Below are 22,265 nucleotides of genomic sequence, written 5' to 3'. Positions count from 1 at the left end.
AAAAAGTTGCTCCTCCTGTTTCGAAGCAACTTTTCATCAGATTACTCATTTAGACTCCAGCATTCAGGGTTTTCGATACTTCTGCTCACATGTCTCTTGAGTACCACCTTCGTAGAGATCTTTCTTCATAGCCAACGAGTAGTATCTATTCAAATCGACTATGCCATATTGACCATCATCATATTTGTCTGGATCTGACGGCTCCTTGCCAGGAGCTGAAAACTGCCCCTGAAACCAGTCATACACGTCCCAGAATTTATCTTCAGCTCGATTAATCCCGTATTTTTCAAGACGGCAGACAGCGACTTTGCTTCCATCATAATTGTGGAGCGTGTCAAAAAAATCCGGAAGATCTTCAGCTTTAACATCAAAGAAATAATTCGGATAACTTCCAACAAAACCTTCTATAAAATCAGCAGAATCCTTTGATGGATCAAGAGCAAGCTTCTCTCCATAAATGATTTTAACATTATCATGCCAGCGATCGGCAACCATAGAAACAATCAAATCAGTATCATCTGTCTTCCGGATTCTCACCCAGGCAACATTGGCGTTATGATCGTTAACATGCTTTAAAAACGATGATTGCTTGGAAGCGATAGATAAAAAGCCATCAATATAGTCTTGAGTCTCCGTGTAGCTATCGGGTATTTTGGGATACTGCTCGCCTTCTCTCAGGTAATTATGATCAAACGCTATATCTTTGACAGACTGAGCAATATGCTTCTCCACCACTTCTTCGAGAAATTGTCGTTTGGGATCACCAGCGGCAAATGGGAATTTTGCAGGCATCGCTGTTTTCTGATAATCCAGTTCGCCCCAATATTTGCCCTTATACCAGCTATTCATTATTTCCTGGCGTTTATCCTTTGGCATAAACTGGAGAAATGAACTTTCCGCTTCTATTCGCAAGGCATCCATATAGCGCCGCGTACTCAACTGATGCCCCGCAACCCCATACACATCAAAACCAGCTACCAGCGAATAATAGATTCTCTCGAGTATTGGATAATCAATCACCCAGGCTGTTTTAGGCAGTTTTCCACGTGCACCTCGATGCACAGAAGCACTGTCGAAATGTCTAAAAACAGTCAGTACCGGCTCATCGTATGGCCGATCACCATACGTGTTGCCTTTCCATATAGCCTCAACCCCAATTCCCTCAGGATAGGTTGAAGCATACGCATTCTGGCGTGCCTTATAGTAATTATGCGACCACCGTTTATACTTCTTTTTCCAGAACATCAGTGATTTGAAGAGCAGAAACTGGCTTCCTTCTTCTGCCGGCATTCTGAGATTGGTAAACTGGTCTATTAGAAATTGAGGATCTTGAACTGATACATCGTAATCAGGGTCCATAAAAAGCACCCAGAACTGGTCATTAACCACGTTGAGCGCTACCTGTCCTTTACAAACAGGGCCCCTGATAAAGGTCATAAGCGTGTAGCGGGCATTATCAAGCAACCATTCATAGCGCGAATGAACAGGGATCTGTTCAAACACTTCAAACGGATTAGCGCTCAACTCCTTTTCATAGCTCTGGGTGTACGCTCTTTGCCCCCAATCTTTTTCAATAAAGAGCTCATTCACTCTGTCATACTGACGTTGATCCATTGGAAAGACCATATGGGTTTTATGAACAAGGATCGAGTGTATTTTTCTAAAGCGGTAAAAAAACCGGGGAGTACCGGGAGAATCATATGGTCGTGTCGTTGCAATGATCTTTATTGGTTCACCGGGCTCGGTTGTTGAGCGCACAAGCTCATAAAAATTTTCGGAACCTGTTTTGAAGGTTAAATGAGCAAGGTAGAGATGTTCATACAGATACCGGGCTGTCATCTCATTTTTGGCGTATTGGAGATTAAGTAGCTCCTCCCATTTATCTATCCATATCCGGTCAGGTTCAGGCACTTCTTTTAACGCTTTCTCTTCTTTTTCGTCAGGACCGGAAGCACCCTGGCTCAACCAGCCGACGATGGTATCAAACTCACTCTTCTTCAGTTGAGGAAAACCAAAAGGCATTCCCCGATTGGGGTGTTTGCTCAGATAATGATCAACCTCAGCTGTAGTTTCGGAACAGGTAAGGTCATCTTCAGAATTAAAGGTTGCTTCGTCCCGGCATTTCGAAATCAGCCCCGGCTTTTTACGTTTATGATCAAGCAGCATAAACATGATGGAATCTTCATATTCCGTCGGTATTTTCGCATTCGCTTCCGGCTTTACACTGAAAAATCCTTTCTCCCGCCATTCTTCAGTATTTTCTGCATCAACAAACAATCGTGTTGGGTCCATAGTTTTTAAGCGCTGCGCGTTATAGATATCTTTCTTGCTCGCTCCTCTGTCCATCCCTTCCCAGGATGTCATCTTAAGCTGACAGGGCGAGTTGTAGCAGGAGTGACAGACAACACAGCGTTTTTTGAGCACCGGCTTAACATCGTGCTCATAGCTTACCAGCCCGTCAGGCGGCGTAAACTCGTAGATTTTCTCGGGAGGTGCCTGCGAAGCACAGCCTACTAAAGATATTGTAATAAGGACACTTATAGCCAGAATGATTCTGTTCATCTCTTCTCCTTTTAAGCTACACATGCACTATTGCTCTACGGGTACAGATACGTCTACGACCTGAACCCTCGCAAAACAGCAGACGTTCAACAAGACACAACTATATGAAATATTGTCAGGAACCTTCTTATCCGGCCAACCCTACCCCCACAAAGCCCAACTTGCAATTTTTTTCATATATAATTTAGATACTTGCGCGACAAACACCTTATTCAAGCCTACAGTTTGTCTTTACCTGAAATCATTAAGCTGTTGTTTGAAAACCGTTATTCAGGTTCATTACACCGAGCACCCTCAACTGTAAGCCCTCAAACAATTATCCATGTAACTTGCAACAATTATTTGCAATATATCGTATTATCTGGCAGACATAGCGGACATTCACCATCCAGAACTCCATAAACGCCTTACGGTTAGTCCTTGGCAATGGTGCCATTTTCTTTTTCTGGTCAATAATTCGTAGCAGAAGCTCGAGAGAGCTATATTTTCGGGGGGATAACTGAGTGAGTACAATAATCCGCGGAAGCTTTAGAGTTCTTACACTTCTTTTACTTGTAGGATTATTTTTAAACGGCTCAACAACAGTCGCAGCAGAATATCGTATCGCCCAACCGCCGACCTGGGTCAAGCCGATTTCTCCCCCATCACAGGAAAGCATTCCACACAACAACGCCAGCAACGGAGTCGCGTATATTCTCGTAGATAATCAATGGAATGTTACCGAGAATGATCAGGAATATTATGCCCACTATATCAGCAAATCACTTAACACATCAGGTGTTGATAACATTTCACAGATAACAATCTCTTTTGACCCGGCATATGAATCTGTAATACTGCACTCAATAGTTCTTCATCGTAACGGCAGCAGGCTGGACAGAATTAATCGTGCGAGGATGGATGTTATCCAGCGCGAACGAGATCTTGAGAACCAGATTTATGACGGTGCCAAAACCCTGAACATATTTCTGGAAGATATCAGGGTTGGTGACACTGTCGAGTACAGCTATTCGATTCAAGGCATGAATCCTGTATTTTCAGATCATTTCACAGCCCGTCTCAAGATGCAATGGGGAGTTCCTGTTGAGCACCTGCATTATCGCCTTCTCTGGCCGCATTCCCGACCACTTGATATAAAAAATCATCGAACCGAAATTAACGCAGTCACAACCGACCATGCAGACTATATCGAATATGTCTGGCACAGCGAACAGATTCCTCCGCTGATTGCAGACGATAATCTCCCGGGATGGTTTAATCCGTACCCGGTCATCCACCTGAGCGATTTCTCAAACTGGCAGGAAGTAATAGAATGGGCTAAACCGCTTTATGGTGAATACACACCCTCAACAGCCCAGCAGGATCTTCTCGACACACTTCTTACAGAATCCGCCTCAATTGAAGAGCGTATTCTGGCAATTTTGCGATTCGTTCAGGATGACATCCGCTATCTAGGAATCGAGCTTGGTATCCGTTCTCATAAACCCAATCATCCTGACCTGGTAATACGGCAGCGTTTCGGAGATTGTAAAGATAAGTCGAGATTACTGGTCAGTCTTCTGCGCATGGCAGGCGCACATGCCGATATTGCTCTCGTTAACACCTATAGCGGCAAACGCCTTAACGACAATTTACCGACGCCAAAGGCCTTTAATCATGTGATTGTGCTTGTCTCTGTGGATGGTCAAAACTACTGGCTCGACCCTACCCTGAATTATCAACGCGGAACCCTTCGAACTCTTTACAGGCCTGACTACGGCTATGCTCTGGTTATTTCAGAACAGAACCATCAGCTGACACCTATGGCGGATTATATAGACGATGTTCACAGCAAAACGGTAGTTGAGGATTTTGATATATCTGAAAAAGAGAGTAGCGAAGCAAGCTACCATATCACGACAAACTATTTTAATTATTACGCCGACTCCATTCGATCAGATATCTCACGATCAAATATTGGCGAATTACAAAAATCCTATCTGAATTATACAGCATCAAGTTACCCCGATGTCAGGGTCGCCGATGAAATGCGAGTTACTGATATAGAAAACGAAAACAGGATGGAACTGACAGAGGATTACATAATCCCTAAAATATGGAAAAAATATGACGACCGCAAGTATGTCTATGCTTCATTTTCACCCTTTCTCATCCATGATCACCTCTCCGCCGTCACTTCACTGAAACGCACAATGCCCTATTCGGTTTCACATCCGGTACTATTCACACACACCACACGGATCAAGGTCGAAGAAGGGGCAGATTTTCCTGATGAACACATTACGATCAAAGATAAAGCCTTTATCTTTACCAAAAACGTAACGTTTAAAGCGAACAGTCTGATCATACAATACAGCTACGAGTCGATTAAAGATCATGTTCTGCCTGAAGATATTCAGAGCTATTCCGAAAATATAGATAAAGTTCTGGAGCTGGCTGATTATCAGATACAAAAGCCTGATCCGGCGATAGTCGGTACTAATTTCTGGAATGACATATCTGATATCAACTGGCTGACAGTTACTGTCTTCGTTGTTGCTTTACTCGGTTCGATTGTACTCTCATGGAAGTTCATCTATAGGTATGATCCTCCATATTCGCTCCCGACAGATATTGATTCCTCACTTGCGGGGTTAGGAGGCTGGCTCATTCTCCCGGGATTCGCACTCGTTATTACTCCATTTCGCATTCTCTATAATTCCAAAGACCTTCTTGAAACATTTTCGGCGACTCAGTGGTCTATTATTCAGGACAGTTTTGGAAATCTTATGTTGGTTCTTCTCAGCTCAGAGATAATCGCCAACGTGGCATTGTTTGTCGTTGCGCTTTTCCTGGTCAATCTCTTTTTTAAACGGCGAAATACCTTTCCCAGAATTTTTGTGCTTTACCTGATAGCAGGGCTGGTAATCCTTACTGCAGATACGATTCTGGCTGAACTGCTCATAAATAATGGCAGAAAAATAAACGACGAATCAATCACCGATATAGTCCGCCAGAGCATCTATACAATTATCTGGGTCAGCTATTTCCTGAAATCCCGAAGAGTGAAAGCAACGTTTGTTTCTGGTCGTGCAGCTTAGGGTATTTGCGGAGGAGGGGAACCCGGATATCTCATTTGATGAAAAATCCGGGTTAAACAAGAGAAAGATCTTTCGTATGATTAAGAACTTCATACTTTCGAGTTGAAGGTATACACCAGGATTAACAATGCTCTAATTTTCGATTTTACGTCGCACCTTCCTATACAGCTTTTCCGCCTGATATGAGCTGCGGACAAAAGGCCCGGCCGCAACACCGGCAAAGCCACGTTGGAGCGCATCCTGCTCATACTCAGCAAACTCTTCAGGCTCTACAAAACGTACAACCTCTAGATGGTTCTTTGAGGGTTGCAGGTATTGGCCCAGGGTAAGAATATCGCAGCCGGATTCCAGCAGATCATCCCAAACTTTCCCGAGTTGTTCACGAGTTTCACCCAGACCAACCATAATGCCTGATTTGGTTACCATCTGAGGATTGATCTCTTTGACTTTTTGTATCAGGTCAAGAGATCGCTGATATATTGCTTCAGGCCGAACATTTGGATAGAGATCGGCAACGGTCTCCATATTATGATTGAGTACATCAGGGCCTGCATCAACTATGGTTTTTAACGCTTCCCAATTGCCTTGCAGATCAGGGATAAGCACCTCAATAAGTGTTTTTGGCCGTACCCTTCTTACCGCCTTAATCGTCTCGGCAAAGAGGCTTGCGCCACCATCTTCAAGATCATCTCTGGTCACAGAAGTGATAACCGCATAGCGAAGCTGCAGGATATCAACAGCCTCTGCAACACGCTCCGGCTCATCAGGATCAGGCAAAGAAAGTGGTTTATTCTCTACAGCGCAGAAATGGCAGTTACGTGTGCAGCGCTCACCAAGAATCATGAAGGTTGCGGTGCCTTCTGAATAACATTCAAACTGGTTCGGACACTGAGCCTCCTGGCACACTGTCGTCAGATGATTGTTTTTCAGGAGCTGCCGCATTTTTTCATATTCAGGTCCGGTCGGCAGACTTCGTCTCAGCCAGCGCGGCTTCCCTACCTTGATATTACCATGATTGCACCCACCCATCAGTTCTTCACCTATTTACGCGTTATGCGGGCAACTGGTCCCGCGATATTTCTGTAAATGTATATGGAAAAACATCTTCAAGATGTTTGATTAAGTTTTTTAACACTCTTTCCATAGTAATCTCTTCACCCGCGGCAACAGACAGAGATGTCATCTGTACACCGGTCAGGCCGCATGGATTTATCCAGCCAAACGGATCAAGCGAAAGATTAACATTCAATGCCAAGCCATGAAAGCTTACACCGTGGCGAATGGCGATACCGATACTCCCCATCTTGTTATTACCAACCCAGACACCGTGATTTCGTTCGTCCCGCCCTGCTATTACACCAACATCAGCGGCTAAACGAATCATCAATTCTTCAAGCTTAGAAACATACTCAGCCACAGACATTTTCGCCTGTTTAAGATGCACAATAGGATAGATAACCAGCTGACCAGGCCCGTGATAGGTGATTACCCCACCACGTTCTATGGGGACGATAGCAATTTCTTTTTCGGCCAGAAACTCTTCTGACACCATCAGGAATTCACGCCCGCCGCGACGGCCGAGTGTATATACACTCGGGTGCTCAACAATCAGGAAAATATCGTTTCCTGATTCAAGCGTTCGTCGCTCGTCGACCAGGCGGGTTTGTAGATCGTAGGCAACCTGGTACTCCATGAGTCCCAGGTTGCAGATTGATGCGTCCATATATCACCTAAATCTTGCATACGCAAAATACAGAAAAATATTAAATTATTACAAAACAACATGTTGCATTCATAATATCCAATTTGGAAGCTCACCTTTCCATGAGTACTATTTTTCTGATATTTGCTACCCTAATTGCAAGATTTAAGTATCAGCCGCAGAGGCAAGGTTTTCGTGCCGCAAGCGTCTCATCGAGCCGTTTGAGCTTCGTGCGTGTCGGAGCTTCGTGAAGAATTTCCGGGTTCTCTTTTGCTTCTTCGAGAATTACCAGGATAGTCTCAATAAACTGATCGATATCTTCCTTGCACTCAGTTTCGGTGGGCTCAATCATAATCGCCCCCTGAACAACCAGCGGGAAATATACTGTTGGCGGATGGAAACCGTAATCAATAAGCCTCTTGGCAATATCGAGGGTAGTAATCTTCAATTCATGCTGCTTGGCATCAGAGAACACACACTCATGCATACATGGTTTGTCGTATGGCAGGTAGAGTGCAGTTTTTAATTTCTCCTTGATGTAGTTGGCATTCAACACAGCAAGCTGGCTCGCTTTTTTCAGACCATCAGCACCCATAGTGAGGATGTAGCTATACGCCTTCACCAATACTCCGTAATTACCATGATAGCCGTGAACACGACCGATGGAATCCGGGTTATCCCAATCAAGACGATAGGTGTCATCATCTTTTAAGACATGTGGTATAGGCAGGAATTTTTCAAGTTCCTTGGTCACGCAAACAGGTCCGGCACCGGGACCACCACCGCCATGAGGTGTAGAAAATGTCTTATGCAGGTTAAGATGCATAACATCAACGCCACATTTTGAAAGATCCACAATACCCATAATGGCATTCATGTTAGCGCCGTCACCGTAAACCAAACCGCCTTTGGCATGAACAATTTCAGCTACTTCGCGAATGTTCGTCTCAAAAAGTCCGAGTGTATTGGGGTTGGTCACCATAATTCCAGCGGTTTCCTCATCCATCAGTTGTCTAATTGTTTCAACATCAAGGACACCATCAGCATTAGAAGCAACCGGCACTGGCTTGTAGCCGCAGAGCGCTGCACTGGCAGGGTTTGTTCCATGCGCTGTATCAGGAATAAGGATCTTATTTCTTTTTGAGCCTTTGCTGCGATGATATGCATCAAAGATCAGCATACCTGTCAATTCGCCCTGGGCACCTGCTGATGGTTGCAGAGTCGCTGCCGCCATACCTGTAATATTTTTCAGGTACTGCTGCAGGTCATACATGATTTTGAGCGTTCCCTGAGCGTATTCGTCGTCCAGCATCGGATGCGCTCCCGCAATTGCCGGTGTTGCAGCCTGACGCTCGTTGGTCTTTGGATTGTATTTCATGGTACAGGAACCAAGCGGGTACAAACCTGTATCAACACCAAAGTTCCATTGAGAAAGACGGGTGTAATGGCGAACTACATCGACTTCACTCAAATCAGGAAAATCAGGACCTGCTCCCTGAACCGCACTGTCGACTTGAACCATTGGGACGTCATGTTCCGGGATACTCATCCCTTTTCGGCCCTTTTTACCTCTCTCCCAGAGAAGCGGCTCATTCATTATCAAACCGGAAGTTCCAGCTGCATTTTTCATCGCGACACCTCCTGAACAACCGCATCAATATCTGTTTTTGCCACAGTTTCAGTGGTACAGAAGAGATAGCAATCATCATATTGCGGGTAGTACTTACCTACTTTCAGACCGGCAATGATCCCTCTTTCAAACAGCGCCTTATAGGCAGGTCCAAAATCAGACGGGAACCGTACTAAAAACTCGTTGAATGTCGGGCTGTCAAAGACAATCTCTGCACCTGCCTTGCGTAGCTCACTCTTCATATATTCAGCTTTGCTGAAGTTAAGTTGAGCAAGTTCCCGCAGGCCGGTTCCACCAAGAGAGGCCATATACATACCGGCCATCATGGCACAGACACCCTGGTTTGAGCAGATGTTTGAGGTCGCTTTTTCACGCCTGATATGCTGCTCGCGAGTGGCAAGTGTCAGAACAAAACCACGCTTGCCATCTCTATCGACAGTTTCACCCACCAGTCTGCCCGGCATATTACGGGTAAATTTGTCTTTACAGGCAAACATACCGAGACCCGGGCCGCCAAACGACTGAGCAAGACCAAAACTCTGGCCTTCGCCGCAGACAATATCAGCTCCGCATTCACCCGGATTTTTAATTAATCCAAAGGCAAGTGGCTCGGTAAACGAGGTGACAAAAACAGAATCGACGCCATGAATGGCATCCGCTGCTTTTTCAAGATCTTCGATTACGCCGAAGAAATTGGGGGATTGCAGAGCTACAGCTGCAAGATCATCCTGTCCCGCAAGGCTGCTGAGGTCTGTACGACCATCATCACCAACCGGTAACTCAATAATTGTAAACTCTGTAGCCTGCAGATACGTCCGGACCACCTGACGATGATGCGGATGAATCCCCTTTGATACAGCAACCGTTTTCTTTTTCTTCTTGATCCGAAGTCCCATAAGTAAAGCTTCGGCAAGAGATGCACCACCATCATAGATGGAAGCGTTGGCAACATCCATCCCCAGCAACCTGGCGGTGAGAGTCTGGTACTCATAAATACCCTGCAGAGTACCCTGCGCCATCTCAGGCTGATACGGGGTGTAGGCTGTAAGAAATTCAGATCTGCTTGCCAGTGCACCGATGGTAACCGGAATATTGTGTTTATAACTTCCGGCACCAACCAGCACCTTATGACATGGAGTCTGTTTCATCTGGGCACCAAGCCCTGCGATGTGTGCATCCAGTTCCCACTCCGTCATTGAAGGCGGCAGGTCGATATCACCCTCCATGCGGCAGTCAGCGGGAATTGTGCAAAACAGATCCTCGAGACTTTTTTTGCCGACATCAGCCAGCATCTCAGCTATTTCTTCCTGCGTGTGGGGTAAGTATCGCATGGTTCTATCCCTTGAGCATTTCAAGATACTGTTCAGCGGTCATAAGCGCTTCAATAGCGCTGCTGTCCGCAGGCTTGATTTCCACGATCCAGTTCGCGTAGGGGTCCTGATTGATCAGCTCGGGCTCATCTTCAAGGGCTTCGTTGATAGCCACAACCTCACCGGCAATCGGCAGGTAAAGCTCTGAAACCGCTTTAACCGACTCGAGCGAGCCGAACTCATCCCCTTTTTCAAACGAATCGCCTGTTTCCGGGAATTCTACAAAAACGATATCGCCAAGCTGATCCTGAGCATAATCACTCACGCCAATTCTGATAGTATCACCTGTCTTCTGTGCCCATTCGTGATCATCTGTGTAACGGATATCTGCCGGCAACTTCAATTCATTCAACTCTTTCATTGGTAATCCTCCTCGTATTCGTACCGTTAAAGCATCTCTTTCATTGGTCGACGTGCAGTTCTTCCCGGCCGCACATCAGTCCTGATCTCAACCTTGATCTTCTTCCTCTTGCCATCGGTGAGAATCACTTCCGTTCCCGGAGCCAGATTCTCCTGTATCTGAACAAAACCACAGCTTAAGCCTTTCGGGCTGAATTCCTCGGGTCTGCCATCTTCAATAGTGCTAGCGAGAGAAAAGATGGTGCCATCTACTCTGTCGATAGCCATATCTGTTGCACAGGTGAGGATTTTACCGATTACATTGCCATCGACATCGGTGACAAAGGTTCCCTCACCTGCAACTATTTTTCGTGGATTATATCCGGCAAAGGCAAGTGTATACGCGCTTGTTTCCGCAGCCGCCACAGCATCTCTGCCTATAAATGTTTTGGTAAAATCGGACTGATCGTCATTCCATGGAAGTGCAAAAGGCCATGGGTTTCTGGCAAAAAGCCAAGGACCGACATCCTGATGAGAAAGTGGCAGTACCGCGCCTGCCCGAAGTGAATCGCGAGCGGCAAGCCCACATGGCAGCACATCAAACTCACTGCCTGCAGCTATAACTGCCTGCCAAAGAGCAACGAAATGTTCTTTGGCAATAAAAAGCTCAAAGCCGAACTCACCGGTGTACCCGGTACGGGACAGCATAAGGGGGGTACCATCAGTAAGGGTAACCGGCTCGTTAGCTTCAAGATTGCCGAATCCTCCCTTAAAGGAGAAGTACGCCATCTTCTCAAATACCTTGTCAGGTTCTGCGAGAATTTTTTTCAAGACTTTTGCAGCAGCCGGCCCCTGAATATCCATCTTGCCAACCTGATCAGTAAGATCAGTAATTTCCGCACCAAACCCGTCATTATTTTCAGCCAGACGGGCCGCAACGTCACCGCCCATTCCGGCATTAACAACAACCATATATGCAGAATCAGCTGTCTGATAGACAATGGCGTCGTCGAGCACAGTACCATCATCGTTTAAGAAAACACCGTAAACACATCTACCTATACAAAGAGGTGTTTTCTTCAATCCGGTACAATGCTCAAGATCTTTGCTGAAACAATGCTGCAGCAACCCTCTTGCGCCTTCGCCACGCACCGTTACCGTCGCCATATGGCTGGTATCAAAAACTCCGGCATTGTTAATTACCGCGAGATGCTCGGCCTTGACTCCTTCTGTATACCAGAGCGGCATTTCATATTGACCGAATGGCGATATATTCGCGCCATTTTCAACATGCCAGGAGTACAACGCTGTTCTTTTCAGCTCTTCCATGGTGGTATCCTCACTTGCAATCGTGCTCAATGCCATGGCGGCAATTCATACAACCGACAACAGGCTACGACAGAGGCATTGGCAGCTTCAGATTAAAACTCTTGTACACAACAAAGCTCTCCACAGATTGAACATTTTCAATTGTGGAAACTTCTTCAGTGTAAAACCGCAACATGGTGAAATCTTTGGTAAGCAGTATAGTAACAATCAGATCATATCTGCCGGTCACTACGCAGACAGATGTGACACCCTTTAACTTACTGAACTCCTCACCTTTTTTCACCAGGTCCATATCTTTGACCTTTACTCCTACCAACACGACACCAAGGTCAGGTATCGCCTCCGGATCAACAAGACCGGCAATATCCAACACCCCTTCGTCCGTCAATTTACGGACACGGGTGCGGACGGTACCTTCAGAAACACCTAGTGAGTCAGCAATCTTCTTAAATGGCACGCGGCCGTCTTTTAAATGACGAATAATGGCCAGATTGATTTCATCTATAATCATTGTACTCCCCCACTGTTCTATGTTCTTCATAAAACTTTACGTTAAACTGCAGATACTGTCAACTCATACTGCTATTTTCTACGCTTTTCGTATTTTATATCGTATTTTTTATCATCCTCCACATGCGTACTACATTTTTTATCAATATCTTCCTATAAATAGACAAGCATTGCTCAAAACATGCCTTGTGCTTTAAAATCGTTAGGAAAGCCCCTACATCGTAGGTCATGCAGTGAACCTATTTCACTCCAGCTTTTATTTCCATACATTTTCACCACATAGCCGACTATGCAACTCGCAGATTGTATCCAGAATTTTTCGTAATCTATGAGTATTGTCCTGACCACTCAAGAACGCCTTGACAGTCAACACCATCCGAACCATTGTTATCAGTGATTTGAGTATCATGGACCTATCCTTATCCAGAGAAATCAATCGATATCCCACCCATCTATATTAAGGAGCGTAGAATGCAATTCGATTACCATATTCCTACCAGAATACTTTTCGGCCCGGGCAAACTTGATCAACTCGCTACAGAGAATCTTCCTGGGAAGAAGGCTCTGATAGTTATTACCGGCGGCAAATCAATGAAGGCCAACGGTTATCTTGAACGCGTTGAGAAATTACTTGCCGCAGCAGATGTTCAATCCGTTGTATTTGATAAAATTCTGCCCAACCCCATTCGCCAGCATGTTATGGAAGGCGCTGAAATGGCACGTAAAGAACAGTGCGATTTCATCATCGGCCTCGGCGGCGGCAGCAGCATTGACAGTGCAAAATCTATCGCTGTAATGGCAAAAAACGATGGGGATTATTGGGATTATATCGGTGGGGGTACTGGCAAAGGGCAGCCCGTAACAGGAGGAGTTCTTCCTATTGTCGCGATTACCACAACAGCAGGCACCGGAACGGAAGCTGATCCGTGGACGGTCATCACCCATGAAGAACGAAACGAAAAAATCGGATTCGGCATCGCTGAAACCTTCCCTGTACTCTCTATTGTCGACCCGGAACTCATGCTCACCGTGCCGCCGATGCTTACAGCATATCAGGGATTCGATGCATTTTTCCACGCTGCAGAAGGTGTTATTGCTAACATTGCCACCCCTGTTAGTGATATCTATGCACTTAAATCCATAGAACTGATTAACAACTGGCTGCCTATAGCCTTTAAAGACGGCAGCAACCTGGAAGCACGTACCAATATAGCCCTCGCAAACACACTCTCGGGTTTTGTTGAATCAACCTCATCATGCACCTCTGAACATTCACTGGAACACGCACTCAGTGCCTACTATCCAGAGCTGCCCCATGGTGCCGGTCTGATCATGCTGTCGCAGGCATACTTCTCGTTCTTTGCTGATAAGGCTCCGGAACGGTTGATACTCATGGCCAAGGCGATGGGTAAATCCCTTGATGGAGTCGAACCTGCAAAACAGCCGTATCTTTTTGTTGAGGCTCTTGCCGAATTACAACAGAAATGCGGTGTTGATAATCTGAAGATGTCCGATTACGGAATTAAAAAAGAAGATATTCCTAAATTTGCACAAAATGCCTTCGATACCATGGGATTCCTCTTCACTCTCGACAGGTATACAATGAATCTTGATGATGCGATATCCATCATCACCAAAGCCTATAAATAGAAAAAAGGTGTAGCTCCCTGCAGAACAGGGGGCTACACCTCACGATTTCTATTGCTTGCATTGGCTTTAAATCAATCCAGTCTTTACTTATTATTCTTCTTCTTTAAAAGCCAGTCTATAACCTTACCGGAATCAAGCGGTTTTTCCCGCCGATTCCTATTCTTAGACGAAGACTCATCCCGACCGGCACGGGCTGTTTTAATATCGTCTGCCTCCATCTTTTTTGCTTCTACAACTACACCCGAGTCCTGTTCATGTAAGACCCTAGAATCTGTAGCCTTATCGAGTAATTCAGATCTGTCCTCAGCCTGAAAATCACGATCGATGGAATCAGTCGCGATGGAGATTTTTTCAAGGAATAAATCTTGCACTTCTCGTTGATTTATATCAGATTCAGCCTGCTCATCAAATGAAGTTATCGTAGGCATTTCTGTTTCTTCAAGTGCAACTTCAGCAACAGAAACGCTATCAGTACCTTGAAGTGACGATAAGCCGGAAATTTGCTCTACAGCTGCATCAATAATTTTAGAATTTCCCTCTATAATTCTATACACTTCTGCAGACACCACATCTTCATCTTGCAGCAAAACCTCTGCAGATTGTGCATCTCCAACACCTATATCAACAATATCTGCCTTTGCAATAGAATGAGTATCCGGCTCTAAACTGTCTACGGCTTTTACATATTCAGCACTTCTGTCACTTTCAATCACAACATTGTCGACATGTTCGGCAATAACTTCGACAGACTCTGCTACCGTTTTTTCTTCAGTAATATCAGGATCGCTCCTAACAACATAACTATTGATCTCAACAGTTTCAGCTATAGATGCTGCCTGAGTCAACTCGTCTTCTGTTTTTGAAGCAGGCAATTCCTCATTCAATACCAGTCCGTCATTTACCTGCAAGACTTCTGCACTATCACCTACAGCACCTTTATCCTCTGCATTCTCAACAGATTCAGAAGCTACAACCGACGATGATATCAACGCATGTTCTTCAACAGCAGCAGGAACAGAAAGGGGCTCCTGCTCCTTTTCCTGAACAGTCGGCTTAAATGTGACAGGCAGCACTATTGCCATATCACTCATCCCGCTGTTTTCTATTTCAGCAAGAGGCTCTCTCTCATGGACTACTGGTGAAACAGTGTCTTTAAACACTTTTTGTTTTGCCGGAAAAATCTTCGTTCGACTTTCCGGTACACCTATCAACTGTAATGCCACCTGTTTAATCTGATATGCCGGGTCTCCAGTACCAGTGGACATGTAGATATACGTGCTAATCATTCCGACAAAAGCTAGAGCCACAGCAGATCGTCCCATCCAGGACCAACCAGCGTTAGCTGGCACTGGCACTGGCACTGGCTCCTCCTCCCCGTCATTACCTGCAAGCAATTCTTCAGGTTCCAGAACTCTAAGAAGCTCCTGATACTTGTAATATTTTGAATTCTCAGAATCTTCTGAAATATCATCAGGTCCCGATAGCACAGTAGGTGGATTTTTTTGGAGTGGAGGCAGTCTCAGTTCTTCAGCAGCGACCAATACCGTTTCACCATCAATAACCGTCTTATTTCGTACAAAACCTGAGATCAGGCAGTGATCACACAACACATTTATCCTGCGAGGGATCCCCTTGGTACAAGCAAATATTTCTCGAATTGATTCAGGATTAAATATCGATGGATCTCCACCAGCAACGCGTAATCTGTGTTTAATCAATGCACCTGTTTCATGCAGGTCCATAGGTTGTAGATGGTAATTAAGCGTAATTCGTTGCAACAAGGGTTCGTTCTGACCATCCTGAAGCATATCAGTAAATTCATTCTGCCCAATGAGAAATATATTCAGGAGCTTACTTTCTTCGCGCTCAATATTTGACAGTTGCCGCACCTCTTCCAACATTTCCTGACTTAAGCGTTGCGCTTCATCAATAATCAGAAGGGATTTCTTTTCCCGGGTATACGCGGTATTCAGAAAATGGCTGAAATGGACAAGGAACAGATCTTTTCTGACAAACTCCTTGCCGATTCTGAAGGAATGGCAGATGAAGTTCATGAGATCCATACTCTCCATTCCGGGGTCAGGAACCCGGGCTACAACCACCTCATCGCCCAGACTTTTGACAAGAGCATTAATCAGCGTCGTCTTGCCGGTACCTACATCTCCGGTAAGCAGCAGAAACCCCTTATTATCAAGTATGCCGTATTTCAGTGTAGCCAGTGCTTCCTTATGTTTCTCGCCAAACCAGAGAAACTCAGGATCTGTGCTGATCTGAAATGGTTTTTTCTGCAGATTATAATAGGAAAGATACATACCGAACCCTCCATTCCGATACACTCCTTGAGCCTCACAACCACCAATCATCAATTTCTGCTCCGCAAACAACAGATTAAATCCTACCCGGTCAAATCTGTCTGTAACAATCTATCTACGGTTATATCAAAAAGCGATGGTGAACACGGTGTGAAATACACCATTAGAGCATATCTTTAATGGCCTCAAATACCGGATTGGACTCTTTTGAACGTTGTTTTCCGCCAACCTGGTATTTCTGTACACAATCGTACTGTTCCCAGCCCTTTAACGGGTAATCAAGATCAACAGATTCCCATTTGGGATGTCCGTTCTCTTTCAGCCATTCAATATTTCCAGCCATAAGCTTTGCAAAATTTCCAACATTTTCACAATTACTCATACGAAAATCATACGATACGAGAACAGATTTCACGGCAACCGAATTGACTTCAGTTTCTTGCCAGGCGTATGTATTCTCAGGTATCACTGTCTCAGCGTAGAATTCAGTTACCTTGTCGTTGGTAATCGGCAAAAGTGCTAGCCCATCTCCAGCTGCAACCTGCTCGGTGAATAATTTTACAGGGTAGCCTGCAACATAGAACATAGCGTCTACTTTGCCAGCTTTCAATTTTTCAAGGGCCTGATCTCCACCAATGGCCACAATTTCTATGGGGGTTATTTCAGAAACTTCAAAGAGAAGTTTAGCGGTGAGGTAACTGCCGCTCCCTTCCTTGCCTATGGCAACGATTTTACCTTTAAGATCATCAAAATCAGTTATATCATTACGGCCAAGTAGATGAACCTCTTCATCATACAGTGGATATACTAACTTGATTTTTTTAGCAATCTTCTTCAGAACAGGGTCAGTCTCAACTTTTGAGACGAAAGCAAGCACATCAGACTGCACAATCCCCAACTGGGTATTCGGTCGTTTAAATACTGCATAGATATTTTCTACCGACCCATTGGATTCATTGACTTTCAGATTAATGCCATTCTGTTTCACGAGTTTTTCAAGATTTAAACCAAACTGATAATAGGTTCCCTTGGTGCCTCCCGTGACCATTCCCATCTGCACAGTGTTTGTTTGTTTTGCCTGCGAAATTCCTGTCAGAATAAATGACATCATACCTGCAATCACGACAGCAACCACAACACAGAGTTGGCCCCTTTTCATAAGTCTCCCCCTACGATGATATCAAAATTTCAGGAGATTAGATTACGGCTCTGCATCCCCTTTAGACATATCAGGCTCCCCCAAGGGAAGCACAAAACACAGATTGAACAAAGCACAATCCTAACTCAATTATGGACCGGCAACAATGCCTTTTGCATAGATGACTTTCATGAAAAGATGTTACCCGCCCATCGCAAATTAAAAAAATACTGTATATCAAGAAGTTATTGAGAATGAGAATTACAGTATAAGGGAAAGAAAACTACAGATGGATTGGCTACATTCCAAACCTGTAAACTCTAGACGAGTTTACAGTCGAAAACAAACTACGTGCTTTCATCATCTCTGAGAGTCCGGTATCCCCCCCAGATCCTGGTCAATGTAGTCAAACAACAGATTGCAGCGAAACACCATGCAAGGGTTGGGAATGAGACAGGCCAGAGACAAATAATAACAAAAAATGTTACTGTCTCAGTTCCCTCAGCGAGACCACCAAGATAGTAAAAACCTTTATGCGGATAGGTGATGCTCACCAGTCGCCGTTTCTCAGCCATGATGGCATAAGCAAGAAAGCTTGAACCTGTTCCAACAAAGGAAAAAATAAGTGCGGCTGCGGCCAGGGCATTACTTTCAATATCAGCTAAGGCAAATCCAAATATCACACCTGAGTAAAAGATAAAATCAAGAACAATGTCTAAAAAACCGCCGGCATCTGTTGATTGCGTGATGCGCGCCAGGGCGCCGTCTATGCCATCTGCGACTCTATTGAGAATAATGAAAATAAGCGCAATAATGTAACAGTTCATAGCTAGTGCAGGGATGGCACAAAGACCGAGAATAAAGCCGCAGATGGTCACCTGATCGGGTCCAGCCCCCTTTCTGCTCAGAAACTTTGCGCAGGATGTAAGCGGAGGCCTGAGCCATTGTATCGTCCAGCGATCCAGCATTATCCGAGTCCTCTACCTTCAAGTTCTATAATACGACCACCGCAACTATCCGCCTCATCATGGGTCACAAGCAGTGCTGGAATATTGAGTTGCATAATCTGCTCATGGACAAAATTACGAAAACTGGAACGAAGCGGTTTATCAAGACTTGAGAACGGCTCATCAAACAACACGGCCTCCGGCTCCGACAACAGTGTACGGAGCAGACTTACCCGGGCCTTCTGGCCACCAGACAGGGTTGCTACATCACGCCGTGCAAAATCCTGCAGTCCGGCACGTTCAAGTACCGACATTATTCGGGAGTGCTTTTCGTTTACCGACAAATGACCGGATATTCCAAAGAGCAGATTCCCCATCACATCAAAATGCGGAAAAAGCAGATCATCCTGGAAGAGAATACCAACCTTACGTTTTTCCATACGGGTAGAATTCAGTTCGCGACCATTAAGGATTATCTTGCCCTTCACCTCAAATCCATATTCAAGATTACCGGCTATAGCCGCCAGAAGCGTTGATTTACCGCAACCACTTGGTCCCATAATCGTTGCTATCCTTCCTTGCGGGATAGTGAGATCAACCGGTAAGAAGAGGTGATTTCCCTTATAACTCACCTGTAGGTTTTCAAGTTCTAAAGACATAAACCCCTTAATTCTGCATAGCCTTTCTATTTCTAAATATCCAGGCGGGTAAGAATATAGCCACACAATAGACCAGCATCGGCAACATAAACTGGCACAGTGCATATACCGCCAGCACCCTGCGATCCGAGCCACTTGCAATGCTAACCGTTTCTGTCGTTATAGTCATAAAACGCCCAGCCCCAAGGTACAGGGTCGGAAGATACTGTGCAACACTCACCGAAAAACCGGTTGCCATTGCAAAAGCAATCGGTTTTGCCAGCATCGGCAATTTGATGCGGAAAAAACTGCCGAGAGACGATCCACTCAGGCTCATCGCCACCTGCATAAATCTATCGTCATAGCTCCGGTAAAAGCTTCCCAGGGTCAAGAAAACATAGGGCACCACAAAGATGAGGTGGACACCAACCATGCTCAACCAGGTCCCTTCTATACCAATACTCACTGCTGCTGTCTGGATACCAAAGAGAAAAGCAATCTGGGGAATTAACAAGGGCAGATAAACAAGCCAGAGACTCCACTGACTATTCACCTTGCGCCCCTGCCGTTTCAAATGAACCTCATACTCCAGGCAACCGATAACAAGGATAGCTCCAGCAAACGTCGCCAGCGCTCCGACGCCCAAGGTAGTAAGCAGAGGCTCAGAGACAAGCGGAAACCCTTTAAGCCAGTATTTCGCTGTTAAAGCAGAAGGCAGACTGTCTGGAAAACGCCAAACCTGGGTAAACGACCAGATAATAAGAACTAGCAGTGAAAGCAGACTTATCATGAGCATAACAATAGCTGCGCCACTTCCGAGCCAACGAAGACGTTCAAACATTGTACTGCGACTTCCGTTGACCAGTCTCTCTGATGTCAGCCTGACGATCAGCCACTCTAAAAAAAGAGCACAGCCGATTGTCAAAGCAACCAATACAAAGAGCAATGTTGCTCCGGCCGCTCCGACAAATCTCTGTGCTACCTCCGGGTTATTAAACCAGCGATCAACAAGCACAGACAGCGTTGGCGGAACAGATGGCCCGAGAATCAGTGCAACATCAACAACACTGAGAGAATATGCCAGCACTGCCAGAACCGGCAGCCGAATTTGAGGATAGAGTTGCGGGAGGATCAATCTGGTCCAGATTCGCACAGGAGAATACCCCAGAGACCTGCCAACCCAGGTAGTTCGTCGAACATCCAGCTGATTCAGACCGCTCACACACATGAGCAAAACAAAGGGTATCTCTTTAAAAGCAAGAGCTACTGTGAGACTCAATCCGTATGGATCCTTTATGGTAAGCCAGTCAGGTGGAATGGTAACCCCTGTAAGTTCAGGTGAAACCATACGGACAAGCCAGCCGCTCGGAGCCACAAGAAAGCCAAAACCGATGGCAAATGCAGCATGCGGCACAGCAAGCAAAGGTGAAAGCAACCGGACAATAAACCTCCAGAGGCCTGTCCCGTAAGTATAGACAGTGATACAGAGTGAACCCGCCAGAGCAAGTACTGTTGCTCCTAAGCCTGAAACGAGCGTTGCCCGCATAGCTCCCGAAAATCCCGGATAGTCAAAAAGCTGATGAAAACCGTTAAAGGTAGGTTCTGTTGCACCAATTACCGGCAGATAGCCACATGCGGGCAGCCAGGTGCCAGCAAGCCCCAGTAGGATAGGCAGACAAAAAGCCGACACGGTGAGTATCGGAAATACACGCAGCCGGCTCTTCGTAAAATTTGGTACTTGTCGCTCCACTGAAGTTATTTACTGTAACGGGACAGCCAGGCTTTTTCCAGCGCACTAACCCAGGATGAATGAGGCTCCAGCCGGACTCGCCCAAGCTCTGCAGGTGTGAGCGTAGCAGCCCCCTGTTTAATATCATCAAACAGTTTCTTCTCGTCACTGCTCAGTTTATCCATAGCCAATACTGTGGGATCGCCCCAGATAGCCGGATCAGCCTTTCGTGCCTGCGCTTCAGGTGACAAAAGAAAATCAGCAAACACCATCGCCCCTTCTTTTGCTGACGAATTGAAAACAACTGCAAGAAAGTGGGTATTGCCAATGGTCCCTCCATCGTGAACATAGGTTCTTACACTCTCAGGGAGTTCGCCGCTGGCAATGGCGTTGCTCGCTTCGTTGGGATTAAAGCTGAGAGATATGAGGATTTCTCCATCGCCAAACAACTGTTTCATTTCAGAACCACTCGCTGTAAAACTGCGACCACTTCTCCACATATATGGGTGAAGTTCATCAAGATACGCCCAGAGCGGTGCAGTTACTTTGGCGAAGTCAGCATCATCCACCGGCTGTGCCAGTAGCTCCGTATTATCTGCAAGCTCAAGCAACGCCTGTTTTACAAATGTCGTACCATGGAAGCCGGGAGGTGCGGGATAGGTCACCCGTCCTGGATGGGCTTTTGCAAACGTCAGAAGCTCCTTCATGTTTTTCGGTGGCACTTTCACAATGGCACTATCATACATGAAAACAAGCTGCGCCATTCCCCAGGGAGCTTCAAGGTTATCTACAGGAACAGTAAAATCAAACAAGGTGGTTGGTTTATTTTCAATATCAACTTTTGCATAATTCGGGAGCTGATCAGTAAATGGAGCAGACAGCAAGCCCTGTTCTTTCATTGCACGAAAGTTCTCACCATTAATCCAGATCAGATCCACTGTGCCCCCGGTTGTCCTGCCTGCACTTTTCTCGGCAAGAACACGGCTGATCACATCACCAATATCGGTAACTTTTACGTGTTTTACTTCAACACCGTACCGTTTTTTCGCCTCGTCTCCTGCCCAGCGAACATAATCGTTGATGGCATCTGATCCGCCCCAGCCATTAAAGTAGACAGTCTGCCCCTTAGCTTTTGCTACGACATCCTGCCAGGTCGGATTACCGGCCAGGCTATATACAGGTTGAGCAAAAAACACAAAAGCAAGCAACAATAAAAATCCGCGCACAGGTGTCACCATCGTTTTCTCTCCCATATAATACAGTTGACACTTTCCCGGCCCACCGATATCAACTCAACATTTTTTCCACAACAACAATTGCTCATTTTAA

General features: G+C 45.5%; 17 protein-coding genes. 2 read left to right on the top strand and 15 right to left on the bottom strand.

Translation table 11 applies throughout. From position 1 onward, the window contains the following. Nucleotides 1-63 precede the first annotated feature (63 nt). Entirely contained in the window at nt 64-2,562 is a 2,499-nt protein-coding gene (locus tag FCL46_RS27685; protein WP_167505907.1) for a fatty acid cis/trans isomerase, read from the bottom strand. A 503-nt stretch (nt 2,563-3,065) separates the two neighbouring features. Here FCL46_RS27685 and FCL46_RS27680 point away from each other — a divergent pair. Beyond that, nucleotides 3,066-5,642 carry a DUF3857 domain-containing protein gene (locus tag FCL46_RS27680; RefSeq protein ID WP_136808126.1) on the top strand — a complete coding sequence of 859 codons (2,577 nt, stop codon included), beginning with the start codon at nt 3,066-3,068 and terminating at the stop codon, nt 5,640-5,642. Between the two features lie 132 nt (nt 5,643-5,774). Here the strand turns inward: FCL46_RS27680 and lipA are convergent, their stop codons facing one another. The 8 genes from lipA to FCL46_RS27640 form a co-directional block, all read right to left on the bottom strand. Next, nucleotides 5,775-6,671 carry a lipoyl synthase gene (gene lipA / locus FCL46_RS27675; protein ID WP_136808127.1) on the bottom strand — a complete coding sequence of 299 codons (897 nt, stop codon included), beginning with the start codon at nt 6,669-6,671 and terminating at the stop codon, nt 5,775-5,777. 22 nt (nt 6,672-6,693) lie between these two features. Further along, a complete protein-coding gene (lipB, locus tag FCL46_RS27670; RefSeq protein WP_136808128.1) occupies nt 6,694-7,365 on the bottom strand; it encodes a lipoyl(octanoyl) transferase LipB in 672 nt (223 codons plus the stop codon). A gap of 151 nt (nt 7,366-7,516) precedes the next feature. Further along, nucleotides 7,517-8,974, bottom strand: a complete 1,458-nt coding sequence (gene gcvPB / locus FCL46_RS27665) for an aminomethyl-transferring glycine dehydrogenase subunit GcvPB (protein WP_136808129.1) — start codon at nt 8,972-8,974, stop codon at nt 7,517-7,519. Further along, entirely contained in the window at nt 8,971-10,305 is a 1,335-nt protein-coding gene (gene gcvPA, locus FCL46_RS27660; RefSeq protein ID WP_136808130.1) for an aminomethyl-transferring glycine dehydrogenase subunit GcvPA, read from the bottom strand. The genes gcvPB and gcvPA overlap by 4 nt, the downstream gene beginning before the upstream one ends. 4 nt (nt 10,306-10,309) lie before the next feature. Next, nucleotides 10,310-10,705 carry a glycine cleavage system protein GcvH gene (gcvH, locus tag FCL46_RS27655; protein WP_136808131.1) on the bottom strand — a complete coding sequence of 132 codons (396 nt, stop codon included), beginning with the start codon at nt 10,703-10,705 and terminating at the stop codon, nt 10,310-10,312. Between the two features lie 26 nt (nt 10,706-10,731). Continuing rightward, nucleotides 10,732-12,012 (bottom strand): aminomethyl transferase family protein, encoded by a 1,281-nt coding sequence (locus FCL46_RS27650; RefSeq protein WP_136808132.1) that lies wholly within the window; start codon nt 12,010-12,012, stop codon nt 10,732-10,734. Nucleotides 12,013-12,076: 64 nt separating this feature from the next. Continuing rightward, nucleotides 12,077-12,523, bottom strand: a complete 447-nt coding sequence (locus tag FCL46_RS27645; protein WP_136808133.1) for an Lrp/AsnC family transcriptional regulator — start codon at nt 12,521-12,523, stop codon at nt 12,077-12,079. 255 nt (nt 12,524-12,778) lie between these two features. Beyond that, nucleotides 12,779-12,931, bottom strand: coding sequence for a hypothetical protein (locus FCL46_RS27640; protein ID WP_153307125.1), 153 nt, complete (start codon nt 12,929-12,931; stop codon nt 12,779-12,781). A gap of 62 nt (nt 12,932-12,993) precedes the next feature. Between FCL46_RS27640 and FCL46_RS27635 the strand changes: the two genes are divergently transcribed. Beyond that, nucleotides 12,994-14,172 carry an iron-containing alcohol dehydrogenase gene (locus FCL46_RS27635; protein ID WP_136808134.1) on the top strand — a complete coding sequence of 393 codons (1,179 nt, stop codon included), beginning with the start codon at nt 12,994-12,996 and terminating at the stop codon, nt 14,170-14,172. A gap of 83 nt (nt 14,173-14,255) precedes the next feature. Here FCL46_RS27635 and FCL46_RS27630 read toward each other — a convergent pair whose 3' ends face one another. The 6 genes from FCL46_RS27630 to FCL46_RS27605 form a co-directional block, all read right to left on the bottom strand. Then, entirely contained in the window at nt 14,256-16,535 is a 2,280-nt protein-coding gene (locus tag FCL46_RS27630; protein WP_228723300.1) for an ExeA family protein, read from the bottom strand. Between the two features lie 112 nt (nt 16,536-16,647). Next, nucleotides 16,648-17,643: a TAXI family TRAP transporter solute-binding subunit gene (locus tag FCL46_RS27625; protein WP_136808135.1), complete on the bottom strand. Its 996-nt coding sequence runs from the start codon at nt 17,641-17,643 to the stop codon at nt 16,648-16,650. A gap of 326 nt (nt 17,644-17,969) precedes the next feature. Beyond that, complete coding sequence (locus FCL46_RS27620) at nt 17,970-18,590, bottom strand: CDP-alcohol phosphatidyltransferase family protein (protein WP_136808136.1); 621 nt, start codon at nt 18,588-18,590, stop codon at nt 17,970-17,972. Beyond that, entirely contained in the window at nt 18,590-19,228 is a 639-nt protein-coding gene (locus FCL46_RS27615; protein ID WP_136808137.1) for an ATP-binding cassette domain-containing protein, read from the bottom strand. Before FCL46_RS27615 ends, FCL46_RS27620 begins: the two co-directional genes overlap by 1 nt. A 7-nt stretch (nt 19,229-19,235) precedes the next feature. After that, nucleotides 19,236-20,897 carry an ABC transporter permease gene (locus FCL46_RS27610; RefSeq protein ID WP_136808138.1) on the bottom strand — a complete coding sequence of 554 codons (1,662 nt, stop codon included), beginning with the start codon at nt 20,895-20,897 and terminating at the stop codon, nt 19,236-19,238. A gap of 65 nt (nt 20,898-20,962) precedes the next feature. Further along, entirely contained in the window at nt 20,963-22,174 is a 1,212-nt protein-coding gene (locus tag FCL46_RS27605; protein WP_136808139.1) for an ABC transporter substrate-binding protein, read from the bottom strand. Between the last annotated feature and the right edge of the window lie 91 nt (nt 22,175-22,265).

The sequence above is a fragment of the Desulfosediminicola flagellatus genome (assembly GCF_005116655.2).
Lineage (GTDB): Bacteria > Desulfobacterota > Desulfobulbia > Desulfobulbales > Desulfocapsaceae > Desulfopila > Desulfopila flagellata.
Note: the sequence above shows the minus strand (reverse complement) of the source record. Positions and strands in the feature narration are given on the sequence as shown.

What these genes read in the sequence shown, in the direction of transcription:
- FCL46_RS27625 (WP_136808135.1), bottom strand. Translation starts at nt 17,643, where the DNA reads ATGAAAAGGGGCCAACTCTGTGTTGTGGTTGCTGTCGTGATTGCAGGT.
- lipA (WP_136808127.1), bottom strand. Translation starts at nt 6,671, where the DNA reads ATGGGTGGGTGCAATCATGGTAATATCAAGGTAGGGAAGCCGCGCTGG.
- FCL46_RS27685 (WP_167505907.1), bottom strand. Translation starts at nt 2,562, where the DNA reads ATGAACAGAATCATTCTGGCTATAAGTGTCCTTATTACAATATCTTTA.
- FCL46_RS27645 (WP_136808133.1), bottom strand. Translation starts at nt 12,523, where the DNA reads ATGATTATAGATGAAATCAATCTGGCCATTATTCGTCATTTAAAAGAC.
- FCL46_RS27640 (WP_153307125.1), bottom strand. Translation starts at nt 12,931, where the DNA reads ATGATACTCAAATCACTGATAACAATGGTTCGGATGGTGTTGACTGTC.
- FCL46_RS27635 (WP_136808134.1), top strand. Translation starts at nt 12,994, where the DNA reads ATGCAATTCGATTACCATATTCCTACCAGAATACTTTTCGGCCCGGGC.
- lipB (WP_136808128.1), bottom strand. Translation starts at nt 7,365, where the DNA reads ATGGACGCATCAATCTGCAACCTGGGACTCATGGAGTACCAGGTTGCC.
- FCL46_RS27630 (WP_228723300.1), bottom strand. Translation starts at nt 16,535, where the DNA reads ATGATTGGTGGTTGTGAGGCTCAAGGAGTGTATCGGAATGGAGGGTTC.
- FCL46_RS27605 (WP_136808139.1), bottom strand. Translation starts at nt 22,174, where the DNA reads ATGGTGACACCTGTGCGCGGATTTTTATTGTTGCTTGCTTTTGTGTTT.
- FCL46_RS27650 (WP_136808132.1), bottom strand. Translation starts at nt 12,012, where the DNA reads ATGGAAGAGCTGAAAAGAACAGCGTTGTACTCCTGGCATGTTGAAAAT.
- gcvPB (WP_136808129.1), bottom strand. Translation starts at nt 8,974, where the DNA reads ATGAAAAATGCAGCTGGAACTTCCGGTTTGATAATGAATGAGCCGCTT.
- FCL46_RS27615 (WP_136808137.1), bottom strand. Translation starts at nt 19,228, where the DNA reads ATGTCTTTAGAACTTGAAAACCTACAGGTGAGTTATAAGGGAAATCAC.
- gcvPA (WP_136808130.1), bottom strand. Translation starts at nt 10,305, where the DNA reads ATGCGATACTTACCCCACACGCAGGAAGAAATAGCTGAGATGCTGGCT.
- FCL46_RS27620 (WP_136808136.1), bottom strand. Translation starts at nt 18,590, where the DNA reads ATGCTGGATCGCTGGACGATACAATGGCTCAGGCCTCCGCTTACATCC.
- gcvH (WP_136808131.1), bottom strand. Translation starts at nt 10,705, where the DNA reads ATGAAAGAGTTGAATGAATTGAAGTTGCCGGCAGATATCCGTTACACA.